Annotated in this window: 29 protein-coding genes and 5 tRNA genes; 28 read left to right on the top strand and 6 right to left on the bottom strand. The window is 48.8% G+C overall.

What is annotated here, in order from left to right; all coding sequences use genetic code 11:
- Nucleotides 1-23: 23 nt before the first annotated feature.
- The 9 genes from eno (at nt 24) to rpoS (ending at nt 7297) form a co-directional block, all read left to right on the top strand.
- Nucleotides 24-1316 (top strand): phosphopyruvate hydratase, encoded by a 1293-nt coding sequence (gene eno, locus Q0698_RS04640; RefSeq protein ID WP_298634197.1) that lies wholly within the window; start codon nt 24-26, stop codon nt 1314-1316.
- A 6-nt stretch (nt 1317-1322) separates the two neighbouring features.
- On the top strand, nt 1323-1619 hold the full coding sequence (locus Q0698_RS04635) for a septum formation initiator family protein (RefSeq protein WP_298634195.1): 297 nt from the start codon (nt 1323-1325) through the stop codon (nt 1617-1619).
- Entirely contained in the window at nt 1606-2280 is a 675-nt protein-coding gene (gene ispD / locus Q0698_RS04630) for a 2-C-methyl-D-erythritol 4-phosphate cytidylyltransferase (RefSeq protein ID WP_298634193.1), read from the top strand. The genes Q0698_RS04635 and ispD overlap by 14 nt, the downstream gene beginning before the upstream one ends.
- A gap of 2 nt (nt 2281-2282) precedes the next feature.
- The gene (gene ispF / locus Q0698_RS04625) at nt 2283-2759 is read left to right on the top strand and encodes a 2-C-methyl-D-erythritol 2,4-cyclodiphosphate synthase (RefSeq protein WP_366140271.1); all 477 of its coding nucleotides are present in this window, start codon (nt 2283-2285) and stop codon (nt 2757-2759) included.
- A gap of 3 nt (nt 2760-2762) precedes the next feature.
- Nucleotides 2763-3650, top strand: coding sequence for a tRNA pseudouridine(13) synthase TruD (locus Q0698_RS04620; protein WP_298634191.1), 888 nt, complete (start codon nt 2763-2765; stop codon nt 3648-3650).
- Nucleotides 3651-3687: 37 nt separating this feature from the next.
- On the top strand, nt 3688-4332 hold the full coding sequence (locus tag Q0698_RS04615; RefSeq protein WP_298634256.1) for a protein-L-isoaspartate(D-aspartate) O-methyltransferase: 645 nt from the start codon (nt 3688-3690) through the stop codon (nt 4330-4332).
- Between the two features lie 16 nt (nt 4333-4348).
- Nucleotides 4349-5275 carry a DUF368 domain-containing protein gene (locus tag Q0698_RS04610; protein WP_298634188.1) on the top strand — a complete coding sequence of 309 codons (927 nt, stop codon included), beginning with the start codon at nt 4349-4351 and terminating at the stop codon, nt 5273-5275.
- Nucleotides 5276-5361: 86 nt separating this feature from the next.
- Nucleotides 5362-6189 (top strand): peptidoglycan DD-metalloendopeptidase family protein, encoded by an 828-nt coding sequence (locus Q0698_RS04605; protein ID WP_298634186.1) that lies wholly within the window; start codon nt 5362-5364, stop codon nt 6187-6189.
- Nucleotides 6190-6292: 103 nt separating this feature from the next.
- Nucleotides 6293-7297: an RNA polymerase sigma factor RpoS gene (gene rpoS / locus Q0698_RS04600; protein ID WP_298634184.1), complete on the top strand. Its 1005-nt coding sequence runs from the start codon at nt 6293-6295 to the stop codon at nt 7295-7297.
- A gap of 169 nt (nt 7298-7466) precedes the next feature.
- Here the strand turns inward: rpoS and fdxA are convergent, their stop codons facing one another.
- Nucleotides 7467-7790, bottom strand: a complete 324-nt coding sequence (fdxA, locus tag Q0698_RS04595; RefSeq protein WP_298634181.1) for a ferredoxin FdxA — start codon at nt 7788-7790, stop codon at nt 7467-7469.
- A gap of 128 nt (nt 7791-7918) precedes the next feature.
- Complete coding sequence (gene mutS, locus Q0698_RS04590; RefSeq protein WP_298634180.1) at nt 7919-10486, bottom strand: DNA mismatch repair protein MutS; 2568 nt, start codon at nt 10484-10486, stop codon at nt 7919-7921.
- Nucleotides 10487-10563: 77 nt separating this feature from the next.
- On the opposite strand from mutS, the gene Q0698_RS04585 reads away from it, so the two are divergent.
- The 3 genes from Q0698_RS04585 to Q0698_RS04575 are packed head-to-tail and all read left to right on the top strand — an operon-like array spanning nt 10564 to nt 12573.
- Entirely contained in the window at nt 10564-11049 is a 486-nt protein-coding gene (locus tag Q0698_RS04585; protein ID WP_298634178.1) for a CinA family protein, read from the top strand.
- A 56-nt stretch (nt 11050-11105) separates the two neighbouring features.
- Entirely contained in the window at nt 11106-12134 is a 1029-nt protein-coding gene (gene recA / locus Q0698_RS04580; RefSeq protein WP_298634176.1) for a recombinase RecA, read from the top strand.
- Nucleotides 12135-12162: 28 nt separating this feature from the next.
- Nucleotides 12163-12573 (top strand): regulatory protein RecX, encoded by a 411-nt coding sequence (locus Q0698_RS04575; RefSeq protein ID WP_298634174.1) that lies wholly within the window; start codon nt 12163-12165, stop codon nt 12571-12573.
- Nucleotides 12574-12606: 33 nt separating this feature from the next.
- Here Q0698_RS04575 and Q0698_RS04570 read toward each other — a convergent pair whose 3' ends face one another.
- Entirely contained in the window at nt 12607-13122 is a 516-nt protein-coding gene (locus Q0698_RS04570; protein ID WP_298634172.1) for an ACT domain-containing protein, read from the bottom strand.
- A 43-nt stretch (nt 13123-13165) separates the two neighbouring features.
- Here Q0698_RS04570 and Q0698_RS04565 point away from each other — a divergent pair, with 43 nt between their 5' ends.
- Genes Q0698_RS04565 through tusA form a run of 4 tightly spaced genes read left to right on the top strand, consistent with a single transcriptional unit; the run spans nt 13166 to nt 14775 of the window.
- Nucleotides 13166-13462, top strand: coding sequence for an MTH1187 family thiamine-binding protein (locus Q0698_RS04565; protein WP_298634170.1), 297 nt, complete (start codon nt 13166-13168; stop codon nt 13460-13462).
- A 16-nt stretch (nt 13463-13478) separates the two neighbouring features.
- On the top strand, nt 13479-14279 hold the full coding sequence (locus tag Q0698_RS04560; RefSeq protein WP_298634168.1) for a methyltransferase: 801 nt from the start codon (nt 13479-13481) through the stop codon (nt 14277-14279).
- 3 nt (nt 14280-14282) lie between these two features.
- Nucleotides 14283-14537: a YheU family protein gene (locus Q0698_RS04555; RefSeq protein WP_298634166.1), complete on the top strand. Its 255-nt coding sequence runs from the start codon at nt 14283-14285 to the stop codon at nt 14535-14537.
- Nucleotides 14527-14775, top strand: coding sequence for a sulfurtransferase TusA (gene tusA / locus Q0698_RS04550; RefSeq protein ID WP_298634164.1), 249 nt, complete (start codon nt 14527-14529; stop codon nt 14773-14775). The genes Q0698_RS04555 and tusA overlap by 11 nt, the downstream gene beginning before the upstream one ends.
- 60 nt (nt 14776-14835) lie before the next feature.
- Here the strand turns inward: tusA and Q0698_RS04545 are convergent, their stop codons facing one another.
- Nucleotides 14836-15516, bottom strand: a complete 681-nt coding sequence (locus tag Q0698_RS04545) for a hypothetical protein (protein ID WP_298634161.1) — start codon at nt 15514-15516, stop codon at nt 14836-14838.
- Nucleotides 15517-15586: 70 nt separating this feature from the next.
- Here Q0698_RS04545 and Q0698_RS04540 point away from each other — a divergent pair, with 70 nt between their 5' ends.
- The 3 genes from Q0698_RS04540 to Q0698_RS04530 all read left to right on the top strand — a co-directional run bounded on the left by Q0698_RS04540 (nt 15587) and on the right by Q0698_RS04530 (nt 18666).
- Complete coding sequence (locus tag Q0698_RS04540) at nt 15587-16156, top strand: elongation factor P hydroxylase (protein ID WP_298634160.1); 570 nt, start codon at nt 15587-15589, stop codon at nt 16154-16156.
- A 25-nt stretch (nt 16157-16181) separates the two neighbouring features.
- Nucleotides 16182-17216, top strand: coding sequence for a 4-phosphoerythronate dehydrogenase (locus Q0698_RS04535; protein WP_298634158.1), 1035 nt, complete (start codon nt 16182-16184; stop codon nt 17214-17216).
- Between the two features lie 298 nt (nt 17217-17514).
- Complete coding sequence (locus Q0698_RS04530) at nt 17515-18666, top strand: ATP-NAD kinase family protein (protein ID WP_298634156.1); 1152 nt, start codon at nt 17515-17517, stop codon at nt 18664-18666.
- A gap of 33 nt (nt 18667-18699) precedes the next feature.
- Here Q0698_RS04530 and Q0698_RS04525 read toward each other — a convergent pair whose 3' ends face one another.
- Nucleotides 18700-19092: a hypothetical protein gene (locus Q0698_RS04525; RefSeq protein ID WP_298634154.1), complete on the bottom strand. Its 393-nt coding sequence runs from the start codon at nt 19090-19092 to the stop codon at nt 18700-18702.
- Nucleotides 19082-20302: a pyridoxal phosphate-dependent aminotransferase gene (locus Q0698_RS04520; protein ID WP_298634152.1), complete on the bottom strand. Its 1221-nt coding sequence runs from the start codon at nt 20300-20302 to the stop codon at nt 19082-19084. Before Q0698_RS04520 ends, Q0698_RS04525 begins: the two co-directional genes overlap by 11 nt.
- 91 nt (nt 20303-20393) lie before the next feature.
- Here Q0698_RS04520 and msrB point away from each other — a divergent pair, with 91 nt between their 5' ends.
- The 9 genes from msrB to Q0698_RS04475 all read left to right on the top strand — a co-directional run bounded on the left by msrB (nt 20394) and on the right by Q0698_RS04475 (nt 23417).
- A complete protein-coding gene (msrB, locus tag Q0698_RS04515; protein WP_298634150.1) occupies nt 20394-20783 on the top strand; it encodes a peptide-methionine (R)-S-oxide reductase MsrB in 390 nt (129 codons plus the stop codon).
- A complete protein-coding gene (locus Q0698_RS04510; RefSeq protein WP_298634148.1) occupies nt 20780-21460 on the top strand; it encodes a DNA-3-methyladenine glycosylase I in 681 nt (226 codons plus the stop codon). The genes msrB and Q0698_RS04510 overlap by 4 nt, the downstream gene beginning before the upstream one ends.
- Nucleotides 21453-22145, top strand: a complete 693-nt coding sequence (locus Q0698_RS04505; protein WP_298634147.1) for a hypothetical protein — start codon at nt 21453-21455, stop codon at nt 22143-22145. The genes Q0698_RS04510 and Q0698_RS04505 overlap by 8 nt, the downstream gene beginning before the upstream one ends.
- 14 nt (nt 22146-22159) lie before the next feature.
- A complete protein-coding gene (locus Q0698_RS04500) occupies nt 22160-22648 on the top strand; it encodes a glutathione peroxidase (protein ID WP_298634145.1) in 489 nt (162 codons plus the stop codon).
- 127 nt (nt 22649-22775) lie between these two features.
- A tRNA-Glu gene (locus Q0698_RS04495) sits at nt 22776-22851 on the top strand.
- 4 nt (nt 22852-22855) lie between these two features.
- Nucleotides 22856-22931, top strand: a tRNA-Gly gene (locus Q0698_RS04490).
- A 114-nt stretch (nt 22932-23045) separates the two neighbouring features.
- Nucleotides 23046-23121: transfer RNA gene (locus Q0698_RS04485), tRNA-Glu, on the top strand.
- A gap of 4 nt (nt 23122-23125) precedes the next feature.
- Nucleotides 23126-23201: transfer RNA gene (locus tag Q0698_RS04480), tRNA-Gly, on the top strand.
- Nucleotides 23202-23341: 140 nt separating this feature from the next.
- Nucleotides 23342-23417 (top strand) — tRNA-Glu (locus Q0698_RS04475).
- Nucleotides 23418-23505 lie beyond the last annotated feature (88 nt).

The following is a 23505-nucleotide window of genomic DNA, read 5'->3' as shown; positions in this document are numbered from 1 at the left end:
TCGAACTAACTTGGAGTTAAGAAATGACCGTAATTGCCGATATTAAGGCTTTCGAAGTAATGGATTCTCGTGGTAACCCTACTGTAGAAGCCGATGTAATTTTAGCTGATGGATCGGTAGGTTCAGCCTGCGCACCATCTGGCGCATCTACAGGTTCGCGTGAAGCATTGGAGCTGCGTGATGGCGATAAGTCGCGCTATCTTGGCAAGGGCGTTTTAAAAGCGGTTGAAAATATTAACACCACCATTAAAACCCTATTAGTTGGCAAAGACGCGGCGGATCAAGCGGGTATCGACGCCCTGATGATTGAAGCAGATGGTACTGACACTAAATCGGTTCTTGGCGCTAACGCTATTCTAGCGGTATCGCTAGCGACGGCGAAGGCCGTTGCGATCAGTAAGAACATCCCGTTGTACGCGCACATCGCCGATCTGAACGGCACCTCAGGTGTATATAGCATGCCCGTACCGATGATGAATATCATTAACGGTGGCGAGCACGCTGATAACAACGTTGATATTCAAGAATTCATGGTACAGCCAGTTTCTGCTTCAACCTTCACCGAAGCGTTGCGAATGGGTGCGGAAATCTTCCACAATCTTAAGAAAGTCTTGTCTGCACGTGGACTTAATACCGCTGTTGGTGACGAAGGTGGCTTCGCTCCTAATCTATCAAGTAATGAAGCGGCACTTGAAGTCATTGCTGAGGCCGTGGCCGCTGCAGGTTACGAGCTGGGAACCGATATCACCATCGCATTGGATTGCGCCTCTACCGAGTTCTACAAAGATGGTAAGTACGACTTAGCCGGTGAAGGAAAAGTCTACGATTCAGCGGGCTTCACTGACTTCCTTGCAGAGTGGGCCGACAAGTACCCAATCATCTCTATTGAAGATGGTATGGACGAGAGCGACTGGGACGGTTGGGAGAAACTTACTAAGAAATTGGGTGACAAGGTTCAGCTTGTGGGCGATGACCTATTTGTTACCAACACCAAGATCCTAAAGCGCGGTATTGACGAAGGCATTGCTAATTCTATTTTGATTAAATTCAATCAAATTGGCTCATTGACCGAAACACTTGAAGCGATCCGTATGGCGCAGGCTGCTGGCTTTACCGCGGTTATCTCGCATCGCTCCGGTGAAACTGAAGATACCACCATTGCTGATCTAGCAGTAGCAACCTCAGCAGGACAGATCAAGACTGGCTCTTTATGTCGCTCTGATCGAGTTGCCAAGTATAATCGCTTACTTCGTATTGAAGCTGAACTAGGTACTGACGTAGCGCCATATCGTGGACGCGCGGAATTTAAAGCTTAAATACGGATGAAAGTTATCATCGCCATTCTCACAGTCGTACTGCTGTTACTGCAGTATCGAGTGTGGTTTGGCGATGGTAGTTATCTTGAACATCAGGCATTACAGACTCAGATTGATGCCTTGAGCGACCGAAACGCAGAACTCGCGTCAATCAACGCATTACTCGCTTCAGAAGTGGAAGCAATTCGCAGTGGTGGCCAGCCTCTCGAGGCGATTGCGCGAAGAGAGCTCGGCATGATTAAACCTGGCGAGACGTTAGTACTTATAATTACTGAACGTGACTTCCAACATGAACCTCGTTAACGTCATTATTCCTGCGGCCGGTGTCGGTTCGCGAATGAACGCTAACGTTGCGAAACAATATCTTCGAATTAACTCAGAAACGGTTCTCGACCGCACTCTAGGTGTCTTTTTAGATCACCCTGCGGTGCAGCAAGTCTTAGTTGGCATTTCCGATAGTGATGAGTTTGCAAGGGAGTCTCTCTATGCGAATCACCCCAAGCTGAAATTCTTCTTGGGCGGCGAAGAGCGTGCCGATACGGTTCTGGCAGGCCTTTCTTCATTAACGGGCAATGCTTTGGTTCTGGTTCATGATGCCGCCAGACCACTTTTATCCACTGCTTTACTGGATTCCTTGATCACAACGTCAATTGCTGAAAACGAAGGAGCAATTCTAGCGCTCCCAGCACGGGATACGCTGAGAGAATTCGATCACGGGCGAACGCAGACTCTAGATCGAAAGAAAATATGGTTGGCTCAGACGCCACAAATGTTTCATCGTAAATTTCTGTTAGATGCCCTAAGTTCGGCTTTGGATTCAGGGGCAACGATCACCGATGAGGCCTCGGCTGCCGAGCTCATGGGTGGACGAATTCACCTGATCGAATCCAGCCCCATTAACTTTAAAATTACTACGCCGAGCGATCTTGAAATCGCTCGCGCAATCTTCTCTCAGAGGGACTAACTATGCCGATTCGAATTGGCCATGGATATGATGTCCACCGATTCAATGAAGGGTCTGCCATCATGATGGCCGGCGTGCAGATTGCTCATACCCACGGATTCGAGGCTCACTCGGACGGTGATGTTGCGCTCCACGCGCTTACGGATGCAATCTTAGGCGCTGCTGGGCTCGGCGATATCGGTCGCCATTTCCCGGATACTGATCAGCAGTGGGCGAATGCGGACTCAGCAGCGTTACTCTGCACTATCTGGCAGCCTCTTCTGTTAGAAGGCTATAAAATTGGTAACGTCGACCTGACTATTGTTGCTCAAGCCCCTAAGATGGCACCGCATATTACCGCCATGGAACAACGTCTGGCGGATATTCTTGAATGCACTATTCAGCAGGTCAACGTCAAGGCAACCACCACGGAGAAGTTGGGCTTCGAAGGTCGAAAAGAAGGAATCGCGGTACACGCGGTTGTTCTGTTGGAGCGTTAACGAGTGGAATTCGAGTATAACTGGGCATTTGCGCATGGCGAGCCCGAGCAACAGGCAACTTTCAAGTCAATACCTGAGGACTTCGTTGTGACGGAATGTCGCAGTGAAGTGTTAACGGAGGAGGGCGAGCACCTCTATCTGCTGGTCAAGAAAACCTCTCAGAATACCGCTTGGGTTGCGGAGCAACTTGCTTCGTGGGCTGGCGTAGCTGTTCGTGACGTAGGGTTTGCCGGGCGTAAAGATCGGCACGCGGTGACCACTCAGTGGTTCTCGGTTTACTTGCCCGGTGTCGCGGATCCGATTCGACCGCTGTTGATACCGGGTGTGGAATTGCTAGAGAAATGTCGCCATAAGGCAAAGCTAAAGCGGGGCCAACTGGAAGGTAATAGCTTTAGAATTACCCTGCGAGACCTTGATGATCCGTCGTTATTAACTCCTCGTCTAGCGAAGATCAAAAGCGCTGGCGTTCCCAATTATTTTGGGGATCAGCGTTTTGGCAGGGATTTTAATAATGTTCCACACGCTTTGATGCTTGCTAATCGGCGTAAGCTCACCGCTAGAGGCAACGATATCTATTTATCGGCCGCCCGAAGTTACCTCTTTAACCAAGTTGTATCGATGCAAGTCGAAAATCAAACGTGGCAAACTGAAACCGCACCATTATGGGGGCGAGGTAGGCCCAGTGATTCGGACCGGCAACTACTTGAGCCTTGGGTCCAGCTGTGTGATGCACTCGAATTTACAGGCTTAAAGCAGGAGCGTCGTGAGTCCTCTTTGATTCCCCAAGACTTTAGCTGGACGATTGAACGGCAAAACCTAATAATAGAGTTCTCACTACCTGCGGGTACGTATGCTACCTCGGTACTGCGTGAGCTGGTAAAAATTCGTTAGATTCGGGGGAATTGTGAGCCGTATACAAGGTCTCGGCATGATGTCACGTCGGACGCGTCAGCGCATGGTTGATCGTCTTAGTGATAAAGGCATTACAAATAAAAAAATTCTCGAAGTGATGGCGGAAGTGCCTCGTCATGTTTTTTTGGATGAGGCGTTGGGGCATCGCGCTTACGACGACGTAAGTCTACCGATTGGCTATGGGCAAACGCTTTCTCAGCCTTGGGTGGTGGCCAGGATGACGGAGTTGTTGCTGAGTTTAGGTCGCCCCGAGAAAGTACTGGAGATCGGAACTGGATCGGGTTACCAAACAGCAGTCCTAAGCCCTCTGGTCGGCAGAGTCGTAACGGTGGAAAGAATCGCACCGCTTCAGCGCAGAGCTCGCCAACGTCACTATGACCTCAAATGTAATAACATTCGCTACCATCACAGTGATGGAGAGTTTGGTTTGTCGCGAGAGGCCCCCTACAACGCCATCATATCCACCGCCGCTCCAGAGAAAATTCCGCAAAGCTTGTTAGATCAATTGGCTCCAGATGGTGTCCTTGTCATTCCAGTAGGTGCTAGTGAACAGCAGCTGCACTTCGTCTATCGAGATGGTGACAGTGATCAGTTTGTAGCCAGTGTTATTGAACCCGTACACTTTGTGCCGCTGGTTGCCGGCGAACTCGTCCACAGTTAACTCGCAAGGAAATGTGATGAAAGACTCTCTAATGATTTATCTAAAGGGCTTGCTTATGGGAGCGGCTGATGTGGTGCCTGGCGTATCGGGCGGTACGATTGCCTTCATAACTGGTATCTATAAGCGACTGTTATCGGCGATTGCGGCATTTGACCTAGGTTTGATTGCAACCCTTAAGGCCGAAGGCGTAGTGGGAGTTTGGCGAAAGGTGGATGGTAATTTTTTGGCCGCTTTGCTGGCCGGGATTGTGACGAGCATGGCACTACTAGCGCGAGTACTCCATTTTGCCTTAGAGCATCATAGTCTTTGGGTTTGGAGTTTCTTTTTTGGGTTAGTGGTAGCGAGTGTGGCACATATCTGGCGCCAAATTTCGTCCCCTGGTGTCAGTAGCTGGCTATTACTTTTGACTGGAACATTCATTGCTTACTCGATTTCTGTAGCAACGCCGGTCGACGCACCGACTGCTAACTGGTTTATCTTTGTTGCGGCGAGTATTGCTATCTGTGCAACCATATTACCTGGTATCTCGGGAAGTTTTATCCTGTTGCTATTAGGCGTATACCCAGTGGTAATTGAAGCGATTGGTTACGGTGACTTTGTAGTGATTGGACATTTCGTTGGTGGCGCTATTTTAGGGCTACTTACTTTTGTGAAGGGGGTGTCCTACATCTTTAACCGTTTCGAGTCGCAGACCTTAGCGGTTCTAACGGGCTTCCTTATTGGTTCACTTAACTCCCTTTGGCCTTGGAAGGTAACGGTCGAGAGCATGATGAATCGCAAAGGTGAATGGGTACCTATTATTCAGAATAGAGTGATGCCTGCTACTTATGAATCGCAGACTGGAATGGGCGCAGATTCGATGATTTGTGTCGGGATGATGATTTTAGGAGTCACTTTGGTTCTCTTTCTAGAATTCAGCACAACTAAAGAAACGAGTAAATAGAACCATTTGGAATATAAAATAATATTTTTATTCCTTTTAGATTCTAAAAATAAACCTGTGTCACAGGTTGTGGTTGGAGTGTAGTTTTGAAAAAACTGAACGGTCGTCTAGTTAATTACGTACTAATCCTTTTTGGACTATGTCTTACCGCTTGTGGTGGGGCACCGCAATTAGCGCCAGTTTCTGAAGTTGTTCAACCTCCACCCGATACAATTGATTATCATTATGTTGATCAAGGCGAGACCTACTATTCCATAGCCTGGAGATACGGTTTGACGGTTACGCAATTGCTCGAGGCCAATGATATACAGCAGCCTGGAGTACTTAAAGTAGGCGAGAAGCTATGGCTGGTGAGCCGCGGCGATAGTGTCAAGCATGAGCAAATCGGGAATAGATCAATTGCTTTATCAACTAGTGATGAAGCATTAGTTGAAACACTCAATGATGATGATTTGACTAACGCTCGTTCAAATTCGCCTCAGTCCACTAGAAAGTCCACTTTGTTAAATGAACATACCGAGCAGTCAAATTTTACTAGCGTCATTTGGGGCTGGCCGGCAGGCGGGCCTCTGATATCAAGCTTTAACACCTCGGACCGTCAAAGGCGGGGTATTGATATCGGTGGCGAGTTCGGGGATTCTATAGGTGCAGCAGCGGCGGGAACGGTTGTTTATGCAGGGAGTGCCCTCAAGGGATACGGTAACTTAGTTATCATAAAACACTCTGAAGAAGTTCTCTCCGCCTACGGTCACAACAGGCAACTACTGGTTCAAGAAGGGCAGGAAGTTCAGCTTAACCAGCCCATAGCCGAAATGGGAAATAGCGACGCGACGCAGGTGAAGCTTCATTTCGAGATTCGGAAGAATGGCAGCCCAGTTGACCCGCTCAGTTACTTACCCAGAAAGGAATTTTAGTAATTAGCGACCGATGGGAACACAGAAGTTACGGTGCCCCGCAGTTAGGTCAGACTTAAGAGGCTTCTTATAGCCAAACGCTCACGGAACTGGAGTGCTTAATATGACAGCGATGAATACTAGCGAACAGGCTCAATCAACCGAACAGGTTGATATGACCGCTTATGAAGTAGAATTTGACGCCATCCCGCTTGAAAAACTCAGTAAGCAACAGAAACTCGTTAAGGCGCGTAAGCACGCAAGATCGCAAGACGCGGGAAGCGAACGAGCTCTGGATGCTACTCAGCTTTACCTCAACGAAATTGGTTTTTCGCCGCTACTCTCAGCGGAAGACGAGGTCCACTTTGCTCGTATGGCGCAGCGTGGAGAAGAAGCGGGTCGACAGCGGATGATCGAAAGTAATCTACGTCTCGTTGTCAAAATTGCACGCAGATATATTAATCGCGGCCTTAGCTTACTCGACCTTATAGAAGAGGGTAACTTAGGCTTAATTCGCGCAGTGGAAAAATTTGACCCTGAGCGAGGCTTCCGATTCTCAACTTACGCAACCTGGTGGATTCGTCAGACGATTGAACGTGCGGTTATGAATCAGACTCGTACTATTCGTCTTCCTATTCACGTGGTTAAAGAGCTTAACGTTTATCTTCGCGCGGCACGTGAGCTGACTCAAAAGCTCGATCACGAACCCACCGCTGAAGAAATCGCTGATTTGATGGATCGCCCAGTTAAAGACGTCAAGCGGATGCTGGGGTTGAATGAGCGAGTATCTTCGGTTGATACGCCGATTGGCCCTGACTCTGACAAATCTATTTTAGAGACCATTGCTGATACCTCTATTACCACTCCTGAAGAAGATCTTCAGTCGGAAGATATGAATTCTTCGATCTCTCGCTGGTTAGACGAATTATCGGAAAAACAGCGCGAAGTACTATCACGTCGGTTCGGCCTTCGTGGTCACGAAATGATGACGCTCGAAGATGTTGGTAGGGAAATTGGTCTTACGCGTGAACGAGTCAGACAAATTCAAGTTGAGGCTCTGCGCCGACTCAAGGACAAAATGGAAAGCCAAGGGCTTTCCGCGGCACAGATTTTTGGCGAATACAGTTGAGTTACCCCCCTTAGTCTCTCTATTGCCCCTTTTTTAAAGGGGCTTTTTTTTGTATCAGTAATACTGATCCGTCATCAACAGGTGCGATACAGTGAGCTCAATACCTTTGTTTAGACACAAAAAAACTCCACGATAGGGAGTTTTTAAAGAGACTGTTAAACCTAACTATTTAGCGCTCAAGGTGCTCAAGCTTGTTAGGAACGCTATCCCACTTTTCCGCTTCGGGCATCGCATCCTTCATTTCTGTGATATTAGGCCATACCTCAGCAAGCTCGGCATTGAGCTCTAGGAAGGCCTCTTCACCGTCAGGGATTTCATCTTCGGAGTAGATAGCGCCGATAGGACATTCCGGCTCGCATAGCGCGCAATCAATACACTCGTCTGGGTGAATAACCAGAAAGTTGGGACCTTCGTAAAAGCAGTCGACTGGACAAACCTCAACACAATCAGTGTGCTTACAGTTAATACAGTTGTCACCAACAATAAATGTCATCGCGAGAGTCTCCTATGTACTCAGTAAATTTCGAATATGCTCCATTTTAGCAAAATTCGAATAAAGCTGTCTGTATATATTTGGTCTTAAGGTTATTTCAACTGGTTATATGAACCAATTCCAGCATCTTAGAGCTTTTTGAGTTCATAGAGTAATTCGAGTGCCTCTCTAGGTGTCAGTGAGTCAGGATCAATCGTGTCAAACCGTTGCTCCAGTGCGGAGGGTTCGCTGTTGAATAGATCCGCTTGAGCTGGAAAACTTTGCGTGACCTTACTGACTTGAGGTGAGGCGACATTGTCGTTACTCAAATTGCTTTCAAGTTGTGCTAACTTAGTACCTGCGGCATGTAAAACCGCTTTGGGTAGGCCCGCAAGCTTCGCTACTTGAATACCAAAGGATTTACTCGCAGGGCCGGATTTGACCCGATGAAGAAAGACGATCTGCCCTTGGTGCTCTTTGGCATCTAGGTGTTGATTGAACACCTGACTGAATTGTTGTGACAGCTCGGTCAGCTCAAAGTAATGGGTCGCGAATAACGTGAGGGCGCCAATCTCTGCGAGTTGCAATGCGCTGGCCCAAGCAAGTGATAACCCATCGTAGGTTGACGTGCCACGACCAATTTCATCCATCAACACGAGCGATTTTGCGGACGCATTATTCAGAATATTCGCAGTTTCCGTCATTTCAACCATAAAGGTAGAGCGACCCCCGGCAAGATCATCCGAAGAGCCAATACGCGTGAAAATGCGGTCAACGACTCCGATAGCTGCCTGAGTAGCCGGAACGAAACAGCCGGTGTGGGCCAGCAGAACAATTAATGCAGTTTGGCGCATAAAAGTGGACTTACCACCCATGTTAGGTCCCGTAACAATACTCAGCGATTGGCTAGCGTTTAGATGAGTATCGTTGGCGACAAACGGTGTATCAAGGACATCCTCTACCACAATATGACGTCCGCCCTGAATGGCTAAGCCGCGTTCGCACGATAATTCCGGCTTGCAGAAGCTGAGTTGATCGGTGCGCTCTGCAAAGCAGCAGATAACGTCCAGTTCCGCAACGGCATAGGCGGAGCACTGCAAGTCAATGAGCGATTCATTTAAGGTTTCTAATAACGCCTCGTAGAGGGCTTTTTCACGACTTAAGGCACGGCTCTTAGCAGAGAGCGCCTTATCCTCGAAGGCTTTGAGCTCTGGGGTGATATAACGTTCTGCATTCTTAAGGGTCTGCCTTCGTTGATAGTCAATGGGTACCTCGACAGCTTGAGCCTTACCGATCTCGATGAAGTAGCCGTGAACTCGGTTATAGCCGACCTTAAGCGAACTACACTTGCAGCGTTCGCGCTCACGCTCCTCGAGTTCCAGCAAAAACTCACCTGCATTGGCGCTGAGGTTGCGCAGTTCGTCCAACTCGTCGTCATAGCCACTGGCGATAACTCCACCGTCACGAATGAGCATGGGCGGGTTGTCAATGACGGCCTGATCCAATAGCGTCACCAATTCGGGAAATTCGCCGACGCGGTCGAAAAGTTGCACGAGTTGAGGGGATTTTATACCCAGTTGCTGTATCTCGGGATAGGTGGCGAGCGAATCTCGCAATCGCGTTAAGTCTCGGGGACGTGCAGAGCGCAGGGCCAGACGGCTTAGAATGCGCTCTAAATCGCCAACGTGATTAAGTGATGCTCGGATTGGTTCAAAAATAAAGCCCTGCAGCACCTCACTGAGCGTGTCCTGACGCTGTTGAATCAATTCGATTCGAGCTAATGGCCGGTGAAGCCACTGATTGAGTAAGCGGCTTCCCATGGGAGTCCGACAGGTGTCCATTACACCTAACAGGGTATTCTCTGAGCCGCCGGAAAGATTGCGATCAATCTCAAGATTTCGCAAGGTGGCTGAGTCGAGTTCGACGTAATCGCTATGATTCTCCACCACTAAATTCTGGACGTGGGGCAGTTGACCGCGCTGAGTATCCAGTGCGTACTGAAGCAGACAGCCAGCAGCGCTCAACGCTAGCGGCATATCCTCACAACCAAAGCCGCTGAGGTCGTGCGTTGCAAAATGGCGTGTTAACGTATCCTTGGCGGAATCTAAGTCGAACTGCCATGGTGCTTGTGGACGACGGCCTGCTTTGGCGTTCACGCCGTTCGGAAGTGGTATCGATTCATCAAAGAGTATCTCGGCCGGGTTAAGCCGATAGAGTGTTGCACTGAGCGCACTGCTGCTTTGTCCTTCCTGGAGGGCAAAGCGTCCTGAAGCCATATCTAGTGTGGCTAAACCGTATTGGTCTCCTTCTTGATAGAGTGCGACGAGCAAGTTGACGTGCTGCTCGTCGAGCAGGGCTTCGTCGGTTAAGGTCCCGGGCGTCACTACTCGAACCACCTTTCGCTCTACAGGACCCTTGCTCGTGACGGGGTCACCAATTTGCTCGCAAATCGCAACGGACACTCCTTGACGAACGAGTCGAGCAAGGTAGTTTTCCGCTGCATGGTGAGGCACACCCGCCATGGGGATGGGTTCGCCGCCAGATTTACCTCGAGCAGTGAGTGTTACGTCGAGGCGGCGAGCTGCTTCCTTTGCATCATCGAAAAACAGCTCGTAAAAGTCGCCCATCCGATAGAACACCATCTCATTTGGATGCTCGGCCTTTATCTTGAGGTATTGAACCATCATTGGGGTGTGCTTTACGGTACTATCAGTCATGATTTCGCAATCTTATTATGTGTCGATGAGCGAAACATTGTAACCTGTATCTACTGTATTAGGCGATGGAATTAGCGATGAAATTTGATAAGTTAGCCGCGGCCTTGGGTGCTGAGCTAGGCGCTAGGGACTGGACGGTTACCACCGCCGAAAGTTGTACTGGCGGCCTGCTAAGTGCGGCCATTACGGCGGTATCAGGCAGTTCAGCCTGGTTTGAACAAAGTTATGTTACCTACAGTAATGCCAGTAAGGTGTCAGAGTTGGCTGTGCTCGAGGCGACCATCGAACAGCATGGGGTGGTGAGTGAGCCGGTGGTTGAGCAGATGTCGCTGGGCGCGGCGCTAGCAAGCAATGCTGATTGCGCCGTATCAATTAGCGGTATCGCAGGGCCGGGAGGTGCTACCGAGACTAAACCGGTCGGAACGGTCTGTTTCGGCTGGGCGGTAGATGGAATTGTCACCGCGGAAACGTACTATTTTACCGGTGACAGAGAATCGGTCCGCGAGCAATCGGTGGAAATTGCCCTAAAAGGATTGTTGCAGCGTATACAGTTTTATGTGTAAACTACTGGATAGTTATACAGTATATAGATCGTCACATGATGGCCGAGGAAAATAATATGGATCCAAATAAAGAAAAAGCGTTAGGTGCTGCACTATCTCAAATTGAGCGTCAGTTTGGCAAGGGTACGGTTATGCGCATGGGGGATAAAGAGCGCGTTCAAATACCCGTTATCTCAACGGGTTCATTAGGCTTGGACGTTGCGCTAGGCGTGGGTGGCCTCCCTCGAGGTCGGGTGGTTGAAATCTACGGTCCCGAATCCTCAGGTAAAACAACGTTAACCTTACAAGTTATTGCCGAGGCGCAGAAAGCGGGTGGCACCTGTGCATTCATTGATGCGGAGCACGCCTTAGATCCTATTTACGCAGAAAAGCTCGGTGTGAATGTGGATGATTTGATTGTCTCGCAGCCGGATACCGGTGAACAGGCGCTGGAAGTAACTGATATGCTGGTTCGCTCAAGCGCAGTGGATGTGTTAGTCGTCGATTCGGTAGCAGCACTTACGCCAAAAGCTGAGATCGAAGGCGATATGGGAGATTCCCATATGGGACTTCAAGCGCGCTTAATGTCGCAGGCACTTCGTAAGTTAACGGGTAATATCAAAAATACGAATTGTTTGGTGATCTTCATTAACCAGATTCGTATGAAAATTGGTGTCATGTTCGGTTCGCCGGAGACGACCACTGGTGGTAATGCTTTGAAGTTCTACTCAAGTGTTCGTCTCGATATTCGTCGCATTGGTTCAGTGAAGGAAGGTGATGAAATTGTTGGTAACGAAACCCGAGTGAAAGTCGTTAAGAACAAAGTTGCTCCGCCGTTCCGTCAGACCGAGTTCCAAATCACCTTCGGGAAGGGTATCAACCGACATGGCGAGATTATTGACTATGGCGTCAAGCTAGGCGTTGTAGATAAGTCGGGAGCTTGGTACAGCTACAATGGCGAAAAAATTGGCCAGGGTAAGCAGAACTCTATTCGTTTCCTTCAGGAAAACCCTGCGCTTTGCGAAGAGATAGAGGCAATTGTTCGTGGTCAGTTGCTTGACGCACCGGTAGAGGAAACGAAAGACGCTACTACGGAAGATGCGTAACGAGTCCTCTCAGCTCCGGCGAGCAGCAATGGATTTGCTCGCTCGTCGAGAGCAATCTGCTAAAGAATTATTCACTAAGTTAAAACGGCGTAGTGACGATGATGACTTGATTCAAAGTGTCATTACGCAGCTTCAGGAAGATGCTCTTCAGTGCGATCGCCGCTTCAGCGAAAGTTTTTTTCGCTCTTTGGTTAATCGAGGTATCGGCCCAATCAGAATTCGCAATGAATTTCGAACGAAGGGTATTTCCGCTGACTTAGTGGATGAAATATTTCAGGAAATGACCGACAGCGTTAACTGGTTTGATATTGCCGAGGCTATTGTTACCAAAAAATTTGGTAGTCTAGAATTTTCTGATGAAAAAAATAAGGCAAAATGCCTGCGTTTTTTAGCCTATCGAGGCTTTAGCAATGAAATAGCTTACGAGATCATCTTCTAAAGACGCTCATAAGCTAACTTCCTCGACAATACTCTATTTGAATTCAATCATTAGGTCATCCGATAATGCCTCAAGCGCATCGGCTAGCTCATGCTGAGCCGCTTCTTCCGATTTTCCAGCTTCCGAAATGACGCTTAACTTTGCCGAAAACATTGGAATTCCAGACATCGACCCACTTTGCGTTTCAGTTGTTAGACTATGAATGCTGAAGTTGTGAGTGCGGAGGCTAGCACTTATTTCATTAATAATACCCACTCTGTCATTGGCGATGACCGTAAATCTGATGATTGTCGGCGCCTGACTCGCCATGTTTGTCTCTTCCACTCGAATGTCGATTCCGTCATGTTTCAGCAAGCTTAAAGCGGAAATAAATGTCTTTCGGTTATCGTCAGGTATGGAGACCGTCATAATCCCTGTAAACTTACCGGCAAGATCAGCGAAGTGCGATTGTAACCAACTACCCTTTTGCTGAGCGATCACGGTTGAAAGTTCGTTAACGATGCCAGGTCGGTCATCGGACATGATGGTTATAACTAGCGTTGAGTTCATAATACAGTCCTACTGTTGATTGGCTCATGGAGATGATTTATACATGAAGGTTAGCGCAGATTTTTGTCTTATCCCTATGGGTGATCATGCCTCCATCGCACCTTATATTGCAAGTGTTCAGCGTATTCTAACTGAGCACGGAGTCGCTCACCAGCTTCACGCCTATGGTACCAATGTTGAAGGTGATTGGGACCGGGTTATGACCGCGATTAAAGCATGCCATGAACTTTTACATGAAAGTGGTGTTCTAAGGATTTCAACGTCAATTCGGGTGGGTACTCGAATTGATCGATCACAAACCAATCAACAAAAAATAGAAGCGGTAACTAAACTGCTCTAAACAAAGAGGATGAGCCATGAAGAAATTATTTAGTGTTTTAGCACTTGGGGCAGCAATTGCTAGTACCAATGTGAGCGCCGATGCAATTCGCACTTCAGTAGAATCTTCGCATCGATCTGAGTCATTCACCGTTCGTGACGATCAGCGTCACCCGGTTGAAACGCTGACTGCGTTTCAGTTAGCGCCTTCGGATACGGTCGTAGAGATTTGGCCGGGTTCAGGTTGGTATACGGAGATTTTGGCTCCCGTGCTGAAAGACGACGGCCGACTCATTGCAGCCCATTTTCCAGCCGATACAGAGATTAACTACTACACCACCTCTCGCATGAACTTCGTTGAGAAGCTTGCAGAGAATTCTGAAGTGTATGGTAAAGTTGAGCTAGCACAGATGGTGCCAAACCAGGGCGTAGTCGGCGTTGAAGAGATGTCTGTAGATAAGGTGTTAACCTTTAGGAACGTTCATAACTGGCTTCGTGGTGGTAACGAACAAACCGTTTTGAATAGTTTTTACAGCGTATTAAAACCAGGCGGGTTGTTGGGCATCGTTGAGCATCGTGCTAATGAAGGCGCCACGCGAGAAGAGATGCTACGCAGTGGGTATGTCACCCAGAGTTATGTTATTCAGATCGCAGAAGCAGCTGGATTCGAACTAGTTGAAGCGTTTGAAATTAATGCGAACGAACTGGATACCAAGGATTATGACGGTGGCGTGTGGTCGTTGCCACCAACGCTTCGTCACGGTGATCAGGATCGTGAGAAGTATACTGCGATCGGTGAGAGTGATCGTATGACCCTACTATTCCGTCGCCCTGAATAGTCAATGATCGAAATCCCCCCCAGTGAGCTGACTAACACCTCATTAGAAGCGGTTCTCGAGGAGTTTATTACTCGTGAGGGAACCGATTATGGGGCGGTGGAGTTCAGTCTAAAGGCTAAGATTAATCAACTTAAACAACAGGTGCTGGATGGTGGGGCGGTGATCGTTTTTGACCCCGTGCTATCTAGCACACATATTGTTTCGACTGATGCTTGGCAAGCTAGTCAGCAAGCTCAAGAAGGTGGCCATGAAGATTGATCACGTCCTAGACACTCGCGGTTTGTTTTGTCCAGAGCCAGTTATGATGCTTCATGGCGCAGTCCGTGAAGCTAATCATGGCGAGCGCTTGCAGGTGCTTGCAACCGATCCCTCTACGCAACGTGATATCTTAAAATTTTGCCAGTTCTTAGAGCACTCACTCATTGCCAGCGAAGTGGTTAACGTTGATGGTCAGGAAGAATTTCATTTTGTTATCGAGATCGCATCGACAAGCTAAAGTCTTAACCGTCTTCGTAGGCTGTCTAAGGGAAGACTATTATTGAGGTCTATTTCCCCCTTACAGCGTTAGTCTAGATACTAGCGCTCGCATGCTAGCCATTGCGCTTGGTTCCTTGGCATGGACGCGCTTTGCTATGGCATAGTGAAAGTAGTAAACGAAGCCTGTTCCGGGCGTATCTACTGCCATCAAGTGTTGCTCTGAAAGCGGCTTACTTCGCTTTTCGTAGTGGTTGTGAAACAGTCCGATAATTTCCCCATTGGTGAATCTCCATCCTACGACGGGTTTCAAATTGTATCCACCTTCGCGATCTGCCAAGAGCAGGGCGTGAGTACCGATAATATCAGGAATTAATAGCGGTTGGTTTCTTTCAGTTTGTCGGGTCATAGTTTGAAGCTCGGCCCGTTTCGATTCTGGTGCTTCGAACTCTAAGGTCTTTGAATTCATGCTTTGATAGCCAACCCATTTTCCGCCATATGCGAGCTGTACTTTATCACAGGGACACACCGAGCCTTGCCAGGCTACTAGCCCTGTTATCCGGCCACTTGCTAGTATCGACCAGCAGAGAATCGGGAGTGAGTAGTAACGGGCGTCATCATCACATTGGTAGATCATTTTAATACCGGCTAGCTCCGGACTGATACTGATGATCGGTGAAATCGGGGCGTCGTTAGTCACCTTCTTAGAGAATATACCCGTGACATTTGGGTCGGACTTGTCGTGTTTTATGCTAGGGTTCATAATACTGCCTCAGACTCGCAAGTTAAGTAAACTTGCGCCTTCTAAGTATAGTTTTTATTCGGAGTAACGCGTGTCGTTAGACAACCGATTATCTCCCTCGATAGTACCGTCGAGGGTCGATCTTCGTATTTGTGAGGTTTTCGCTGAGGTTTTCAGTTTCTCGCACAATACTGAATTGTTGGGCGGGGCGGATGAACCGCTATATCTCCCCGCTAAGAATAGTTCTCCAGCGCGTATTTACTATCGTCTTGACTATGAACGTTCAGCACTTCACGAAATAGCTCATTGGTGTATTGCTGGAGAGCAACGCCGATCGCAAGCGGATTATGGGTATTGGTATACCCCGGATGGTCGATGTGCTCAACAGCAGGAGAAGTTCGTAGAGGTTGAAGCGAAGCCCCAGGCAGTAGAGTGGTTCTTGTCGGTAGCAGCGGGTTTAAAATTTGGCGTCAGTACTGATAATCTTGCACATCCTAATGACCCAACTGCTCTGAAGGACGCCGTATATAATCAGTTACAGGATTACGTAGCAACAGCTTTTCCTCCTCGAGCACAACAGATTGCTGAGGCCTTAGCTGCAGTGTTTGGTGGCGAAATTATCTGCTCGGCTTCACTTCCAGATCGTATCGAGTTGAATTAGCTAAGTATTAGATTAAGGAAATACTATGAAGTTGGTCGTCGATGAAAACATTCCCGGGGTAGAGCAGCTATTCGGTTCCTACTTCAATGATATTGTGCGTCTGAATGGGCGTACCATGACCAGCGATGATTTAATCGGTTGCGATGCCTTAGTAGTTCGCTCGGTTACGTCAGTCAACAAGAGCCTGCTTTCACACGCTCTGCCGAAATTCATCGGGACCTGCACTATTGGTACGGATCACCTAGATATTCCCTATCTCGAGCAGCAGAAAATTGCATGGTCATCTGCACCCGGTTGTAATGCAGATAGTGTTGCCGACTATGTTATGGCTGCCTTGGCTGCACTCGACCAACCCTTAGTGGGAAGGACCGCGGCGGTGATTGGTTGTGGCAACGTAGGCTCTCGCGTCGCGCTGCGACTTAGGAGTTTAGGCGCTGACGTAGTAGCTGTTGACCCTCATTTGAGCCACGCGGTGGTACCTTTAGTTTCACTGCCAGAGGCACTGCGTCAGGCAGATATCTGTTGTTTTCATACTCCGTTGGTGCGAGGCGGTGCCTACCCGAGTATTGGACTGTTGGATGAAGCGAATGTTCACTTACTAAAGCCCGGAACTGTAGTGATTAATGCAGGCCGAGGGCCCGTTATTCAAGACGCAGCGTTATTCGCGCGAGATGATTTACGTTGGGTACTTGATGTTTGGGATGACGAGCCGGCCGTGGCGGTTACGTCAATTGCTAGAGCGGAGATTGCTACCCCTCATATTGCGGGTTACGCCATCGAAGCCAAGCTGCGTGGTACTTGGATGATCTTTAATACTTGGGCATCGCTTAGTGGCAAACCATTAGTTGAGTGGGACATGGTAGCCGGCCCAAAATTATCTGCACCTACGGCATCGAAGTCCTGGCAAGACCGAATTTCTGCCAGTTACGATATTTGGCGAGATGATAAGCTATTTCGAGAAAGGTTAGTGGGTAGCCCTAAGGATAACGCAGTGAGCTTTGACGCGTTACGCAAAAATTATCCTGAAAGGAACGAGTTTTCACGTTTCGACTGGGAATGACATGGAATAGGGTTAGCGAGGATTGATCTGGGAGTACGCCGGAAGTAGCCTTAGCATGATTGATCGCTGAGCCAATCATCTCTGCAGTAATTGGAATTTCGGTGCCATCCTCTTGAATCCAAGAGCCGTGATCGAACTGGTCTGCCATGTTTTAATTCCTCCTAGTGAACAGCGTAGAAGACGTTGAGTAAATTCAGCCACTATCTTAACGGTTAGTCCGACGGATGGTGTACGCTAGCTAGAGAAGAGGAGCATAGCTGAAGTTGCAGCTACTGAACGATAAATTTTGAGACGTGAGATGTTAAAACTAGGTTGGATTGTAAACCCGTACGCTGGTATCGGCGGAGCCGAGGCGCTAAAGGGCAGTGATAATACCGCTGAGAGAGATCAACTCTTGATGTCTGGAGTTCAACTACGGGCTGCGCAACGTGCACAGCAGTTCCTTACTGCGTTGCTTGCTGCAAATCTAGATTTGCAGTTCGTAACCTGGGGAGGAAGCATGGGCGCAGACTATTTAGCGAGTGCACGAATTGACGCTCAGACAGTTGGCGTTTCTAGTGTTCCCTCTACGGCCGAAGATACTATCACTGCGGCGCTCACCATTGCAGAGAGTGGCGTGGATTTACTTATCTTCGTGGGGGGTGATGGCACTGCTCGTAATGTCTTTGATGCCATTGGCACGCAGTTGCCGGCATTGGGGTTGCCTTCGGGAGTAAAAATGCAGTCCGGTTGCTTTGCAGTCACGCCGACCGCAGCGGCAGAAGTTATTAAGGGGCTTCATGCAGCTGATCTTGTTGATTTAAGGCTACAAGAAGTTCGGGATCTGGATGAAAAGGCCTACCGCGAGGGAGTTGTTAAATCACGCTACTATGGCGAACTCAACGTCCCTGAAATCGGCCAATTCGTTCAGGCTACTAAGGTAGGGGGTGTAGAGGTCGAGGCATTGGTGTTGGACGAGATCTCGGCTGAACTAACCGAACTTTTTGAACCCGATGCGCTGTGGATTATAGGGCCGGGCACTACCACACGAGCATTTATGGACTATAACCACTTGGACAATACCCTACTAGGGGTGGATGTGGTTCAGTGTGGCGAAGTGGTGGCGCTAGACGTTACGGCCAGTCAATTATTGACTCTGATCGATGATTGGCAGGGCGAGGTTCACGTATTGGTTACTGCCATCGGCGGTCAAGGTCATGTTTTCGGCCGGGGGAATCAGCAGTTCTCGCCGGAGGTGTTGAGGCGCGTAGGAAAAGCCGCAGTAACTGTGGCGATGACTAAAACAAAGTTGGTGGGATTAGCTAATCGTCCGTTGATCATGGATAGTAATGACCCAGATTTAGACTCGGAGTGGTCAGGACTTATTCCCGTTATCACGGGCTATCGCGATCATGTGTTGTATCCATTTAATGACGGTCTAATTTCTCAGTCTACCCAGCAGGGTAGCTAGGTAGAACACGCTTCAAGAAGTACTCAGTTGGGCTTAGCGAAATAGCGTGGCAACCATTGTCAGGGGTATTTTACTGGGCTCATTCAATTGAGATCGGAGTTGATCAAGTAAGGTGGTATGCCCTTGAATGGGGTTCAATAGCAATCGCAGGCCTTTCTCGGTTAATACCGTGTCGTCAAAAGCTTCTTGGTTAACCTGCTGCGAGTAACGGATATAGCCCTCGTGTGCTAACCAGCTAATGGTGCCAAGTGTTCGCAAATAGCGCTCAGACTTGATCCCAAACTCATCCTCAGGCTCGGGGCCAACAATATCCTCAATGTATAGCGTTACCGGCAGCGGAAATTGGACCATCAGGGAGAGAAAAACCCGGGCACTGTCTTGGCAAAAATCTTCGAAGTTCAAGTCGTTGGGTATGCTAGCGTTCATGGCGTTTATATTGCTGCAAAAACGTCTCGAGACGTTCAATGGCAATCATCAGATCCTCAATATGCGGCAGAAATACGAAGCGAAGATAGTGTTTCTCTGGAACATTAAACGCGCTTCCTTGAACTAATAGAATATGCTGCTGAAGCAAAAATTGCAGGACTAATTCCTCATCGTCGGGAACTTGGTACACCTCGGTGTCAATTTTTACGAATAAATACAGCGCAGCTTTAGGTTTGACGCAACTGATACCGTCGATTGCGCAGAGTAGTTCGTAAGCTTTGTTGCGCTGTTCGTAGAGTCGGCCACCTGGGGCCACCAAGTCATCAATCGTCTGATATCCCCCCAGAGCAGTCTGAACTGCGAGCTGCGCAGGGACATTACTGCAAAGCCGCATAGAAGCCAGCATGTTGATACCTTCAAGGAGGTCTGTTGCCTCGTCGATACAGCCGCTGGCAACCATCCATCCAGAGCGAAAACCGGCAAGACGATGGCTTTTCGATAAGCCGTTGAATGACAGGCACAAAAACTGATCGGCAAAATGAGCAAAGGGAATGTGCTCGGCCTCATCGTAGACAATTCGATCATAGATCTCGTCGGCAAAAACAACCAATTGATGTTGTCGAGCTAGCTCTGCAAGTTGTGCTAAACATTGGCGACTATAGACTGCACCGGTTGGGTTATTGGGGTTAATCAGTACGAGCGCCTTGGTGTTGGGGGTAATAAGCGAACGGATATGCTCAATGTCCGGCTCCCAGTTCTGGCGTTCATTGCAGTGATAATGCTTCGGATTTGCTCCGGCGAGGGTGACTGCAGCAGTCCAGAGTGGGTAGTCGGGAGCGGGAATGAGTACTTCGTCGCCACTATTAAGAAGTGCGCTGGTGGCCAAGCTGATCAGCTCTGAAACGCCGTTTCCCAGCCAAATGTGATTAATGTCAATGTCACCAAGGCCTTTCGCTTGCCAGCTCTGGAAAATAGCCTTACGGGCCGAGAATAGCCCCTTTGAGCTTGAATACCCTTCGCCTTTGCGTAAATTAGCAATGACATCAACCAGAATCTCATCGGGAGCATTCAGTTGAAAGGCTGCCGGGTTGCCGATGTTAAGTTTAATGATGCGATGCCCTTCGCGCTCAAGGCGCTCGGCGGCGTCTAGCACGGGACCTCGGATGTCATAGCAAACGTCATTAAGGCGGTTAGATTTTTGGTAGCGCATGGCAGCTCCGCACATTACAAATAATTGTTCCCCAATTTCCATGCTAGCGTGTTTATAATGAATACAAAAATAGGGTTTTGGAATAGGACTTATGCCGAAGCGTAGTAAAGCGGAATTACAGAGCGAACTGAGTTCGGAACAGTACCGAGTGACTCAGGAGAAGGGGACGGAGCGTCCGTTTACCGGACGATATTGGGATGTCTGGCGGGATGGCATCTATCATTGTGTTTGTTGTGATGCGCCGTTGTTTAAATCGGACACCAAGTTCGATGCAGGCTGTGGGTGGCCTAGTTTCGATCAGCCCATTGCCGGCGCATTAGCTGAACATGTGGATACCACCTTCAATATGGTGCGAACTGAAGTCGTCTGTACTGCCTGCGATGCCCATTTAGGACACGTTTTTCCCGATGGTCCTCAGACCACAGGGTTACGCTATTGCATCAACTCGGCGTCACTCAGGCATGATGGTGACGACGCGTGACGCCAACCTATGACGCGATCTATCACCGCGCACTGCAGCGTTTTGCCGGCGACCGTAAAGCGCTTGAATTGAACCTCCCGGATGCCAAGCGCGATGAAGAGCTTGAGGCATTACCGGATAGCTATTACTTATCTCAGCTGACTAGGCGGGTTTTTCGAGCGGGGATGACCCACCGTGTTGTTGATGCAAGATGGGTTAATTTTGAGCGGGTCTTTGATGGCTTTGACTTAGTCAGTTGCGCTATGTTGAGTGACGATGATATCGATCGACTAATGATCGATGCTCAGCTCATTCGCCACCGTAAAAAACTCTCTTCGATACCACGCAATGCTAAATTGCTGATGGATTGGCGCACCGAGTCAGGCAGTGTGGGTGCATTCATAGCCGCTTGGCCTCAGCATCGTATTGTCGAACTGTGGATTAGAATGAAGCGTTACGGTGCACAGTTAGGAGGTCGCTCTGGAGCCAGTTTTCTTCGGATGGTCGGCAAAGACACTTTCATGTTGTCCGATGATGTCGTTCGTGAACTCATTCGCTATGGGTTGGTGGATAAGGCGCCTACTAGCCAGCGTGACTGGCGTTTAATCCAGCGCCATTTTGTGGAGTGGAGCGAACAGGGTGGGCGACCGATGTGTCAAATTAGCCGATTGCTAAGCTTGGGTGATTTGAGTGTTTAAGTTGCGTGCTTGGGGTTGGGCAAAGAAAGCGTTAGCGTATAGTTTTGCTCTGATGTTGTTGGGCTTCGTTAATCAGCAAGTAGAACTTCTGCCGCATGCGCTAGGGCTTTGGATGTTTGCGACGGCGCTTTGGCTCTTTGTACTAGCGTCGCTGATCTTCGTTCCCTATACGTTGTTTCGTTGGGCCAGAGTTGAGGAGTTTGATCGATGGTCCTACTTAGGCCTTATCGTTGCGCTCCCCGTACTCGTCGTCTGGCTGTGGATTGGGCCAACTAATATGGGGCTCCCCGCTCTGCGCGATGTCAGTACAGATTTATCGAACCCTCTGGTGATAGAGGGGTGGGACAATCTGCCTAGAAGTTCGGTGCAGCAGCAGTCCTACCCAGATGTTATGCCGATACTTCTATCGGAGGAGCAGCCCGCTGAGGTCCTACAGCAGCTAAATAGTATTGCGTTGCGAGATGATTGGGAGCGGATAGGGCAGCCGCGCGATTTTGAGGCTCTATATCGGGTTTCTACCAGGGCCTTAAGCTATCACTATATTTTGGCCGTTAGAGTGAAGGCCGTTCCAGCAGGAACTCGATTAGACCTGCGGGTAGTCGCAATAGATCAACAGCGTGATTTTGGTTATGGTGCCTTTCTAATTCGCGCGATCCGCGAAGAGCTTAAGCAACCAACTAATTAACGAGGAGAGCGTCAGTGAGTGTCTATGATTTTGAGGTGCAAACTAACAAAGGCGAATCAGTCACGCTAGACGAGTACCAGGGTAAGGTACTGCTAGTCGTTAATACGGCGAGTAAATGTGGTTTTACTCCTCAGTATAAAGGTCTGGAGTCGATCTATGGAAAGTTTAAAGCTGAAGGTTTCGAGGTACTCGGCTTTCCCTGTAACCAATTTGGTAAACAGGAACCAGGTGATGATGGTGAGATTGCTTCGTTTTGTGATCTAAACTTCGGTGTTTCGTTTCCTTTGTTTAAAAAGATTGATGTGAACGGCGACGCCCAGTCACCGTTGTTCAGTTACTTAAAAACTAAAGCGCCAGGTATCGCCGGTACAACGGGTGTAAAATGGAACTTCACCAAGTTTTTAGTGGGTCGCGATGGGCAGGTAATTCGCCGCTACGCGCCTAAGACTAAGCCTGAAGCTATTGAGGCGGACATTGAAGCTGAGCTAGCCAAACGCGCTTAAGTTAGGGCTACGTGGTTTTCCTTAAACTAAGTTACTGAAATTTATAAAAAAAACGTTGACAGAAGACGGCGTGGATTTTAATATTCGCGCCGCTTTGGTTAGGAATGAACTGCCAAGCTTGTACTGGGTCCCCATCGTCTAGAGGCCTAGGACACCGCCCTTTCACGGCGGTAACAGGGGTTCGACTCCCCTTGGGGACGCCATATTGCGGGAATAGCTCAGTTGGTAGAGCACGACCTTGCCAAGGTCGGGGTCGCGAGTTCGAATCTCGTTTCCCGCTCCAATTTATCTTTGTTGGCCCAAAGGTAGAAGGCTTCCTCTCGAGGAAGTGAGTTAAACAAGCGATTGTTTAGCGGCATTGAAATATGCTGTTTGGTTTCGAAAGAAATCGTCCTAAGTCCCCATCGTCTAGAGGCCTAGGACACCGCCCTTTCACGGCGGTAACAGGGGTTCGACTCCCCTTGGGGACGCCATATTGCGGGAATAGCTCAGTTGGTAGAGCACGACCTTGCCAAGGTCGGGGTCGCGAGTTCGAATCTCGTTTCCCGCTCCATATTATCTTCGTTTATCCGAAGGTATAATCTTCAGTAACATGAAGATGAAAACTCTTTCTCTCGGGAAAGAAAGCTAAACACCTAGGCTTGTTTAGTTGGTATCGAAAGATGCTTTAGGTTTCGAAAGAAATCGTCCTAAGTCCCCATCGTCTAGAGGCCTAGGACACCGCCCTTTCACGGCGGTAACAGGGGTTCGACTCCCCTTGGGGACGCCATATTAAAGAAGCCCAACCGTTTGGTTGGGCTTTTTTTTGGTTGAAGAAAAGTGCCGTGAGACGGTGTGGACACCGCACTCTTAATGCA

The sequence above is a fragment of the uncultured Umboniibacter sp. genome (assembly GCF_947497555.1).
GTDB lineage: Bacteria > Pseudomonadota > Gammaproteobacteria > Pseudomonadales > DSM-25080 > Umboniibacter.
Note: the sequence above shows the minus strand (reverse complement) of the source record. Positions and strands in the feature narration are given on the sequence as shown.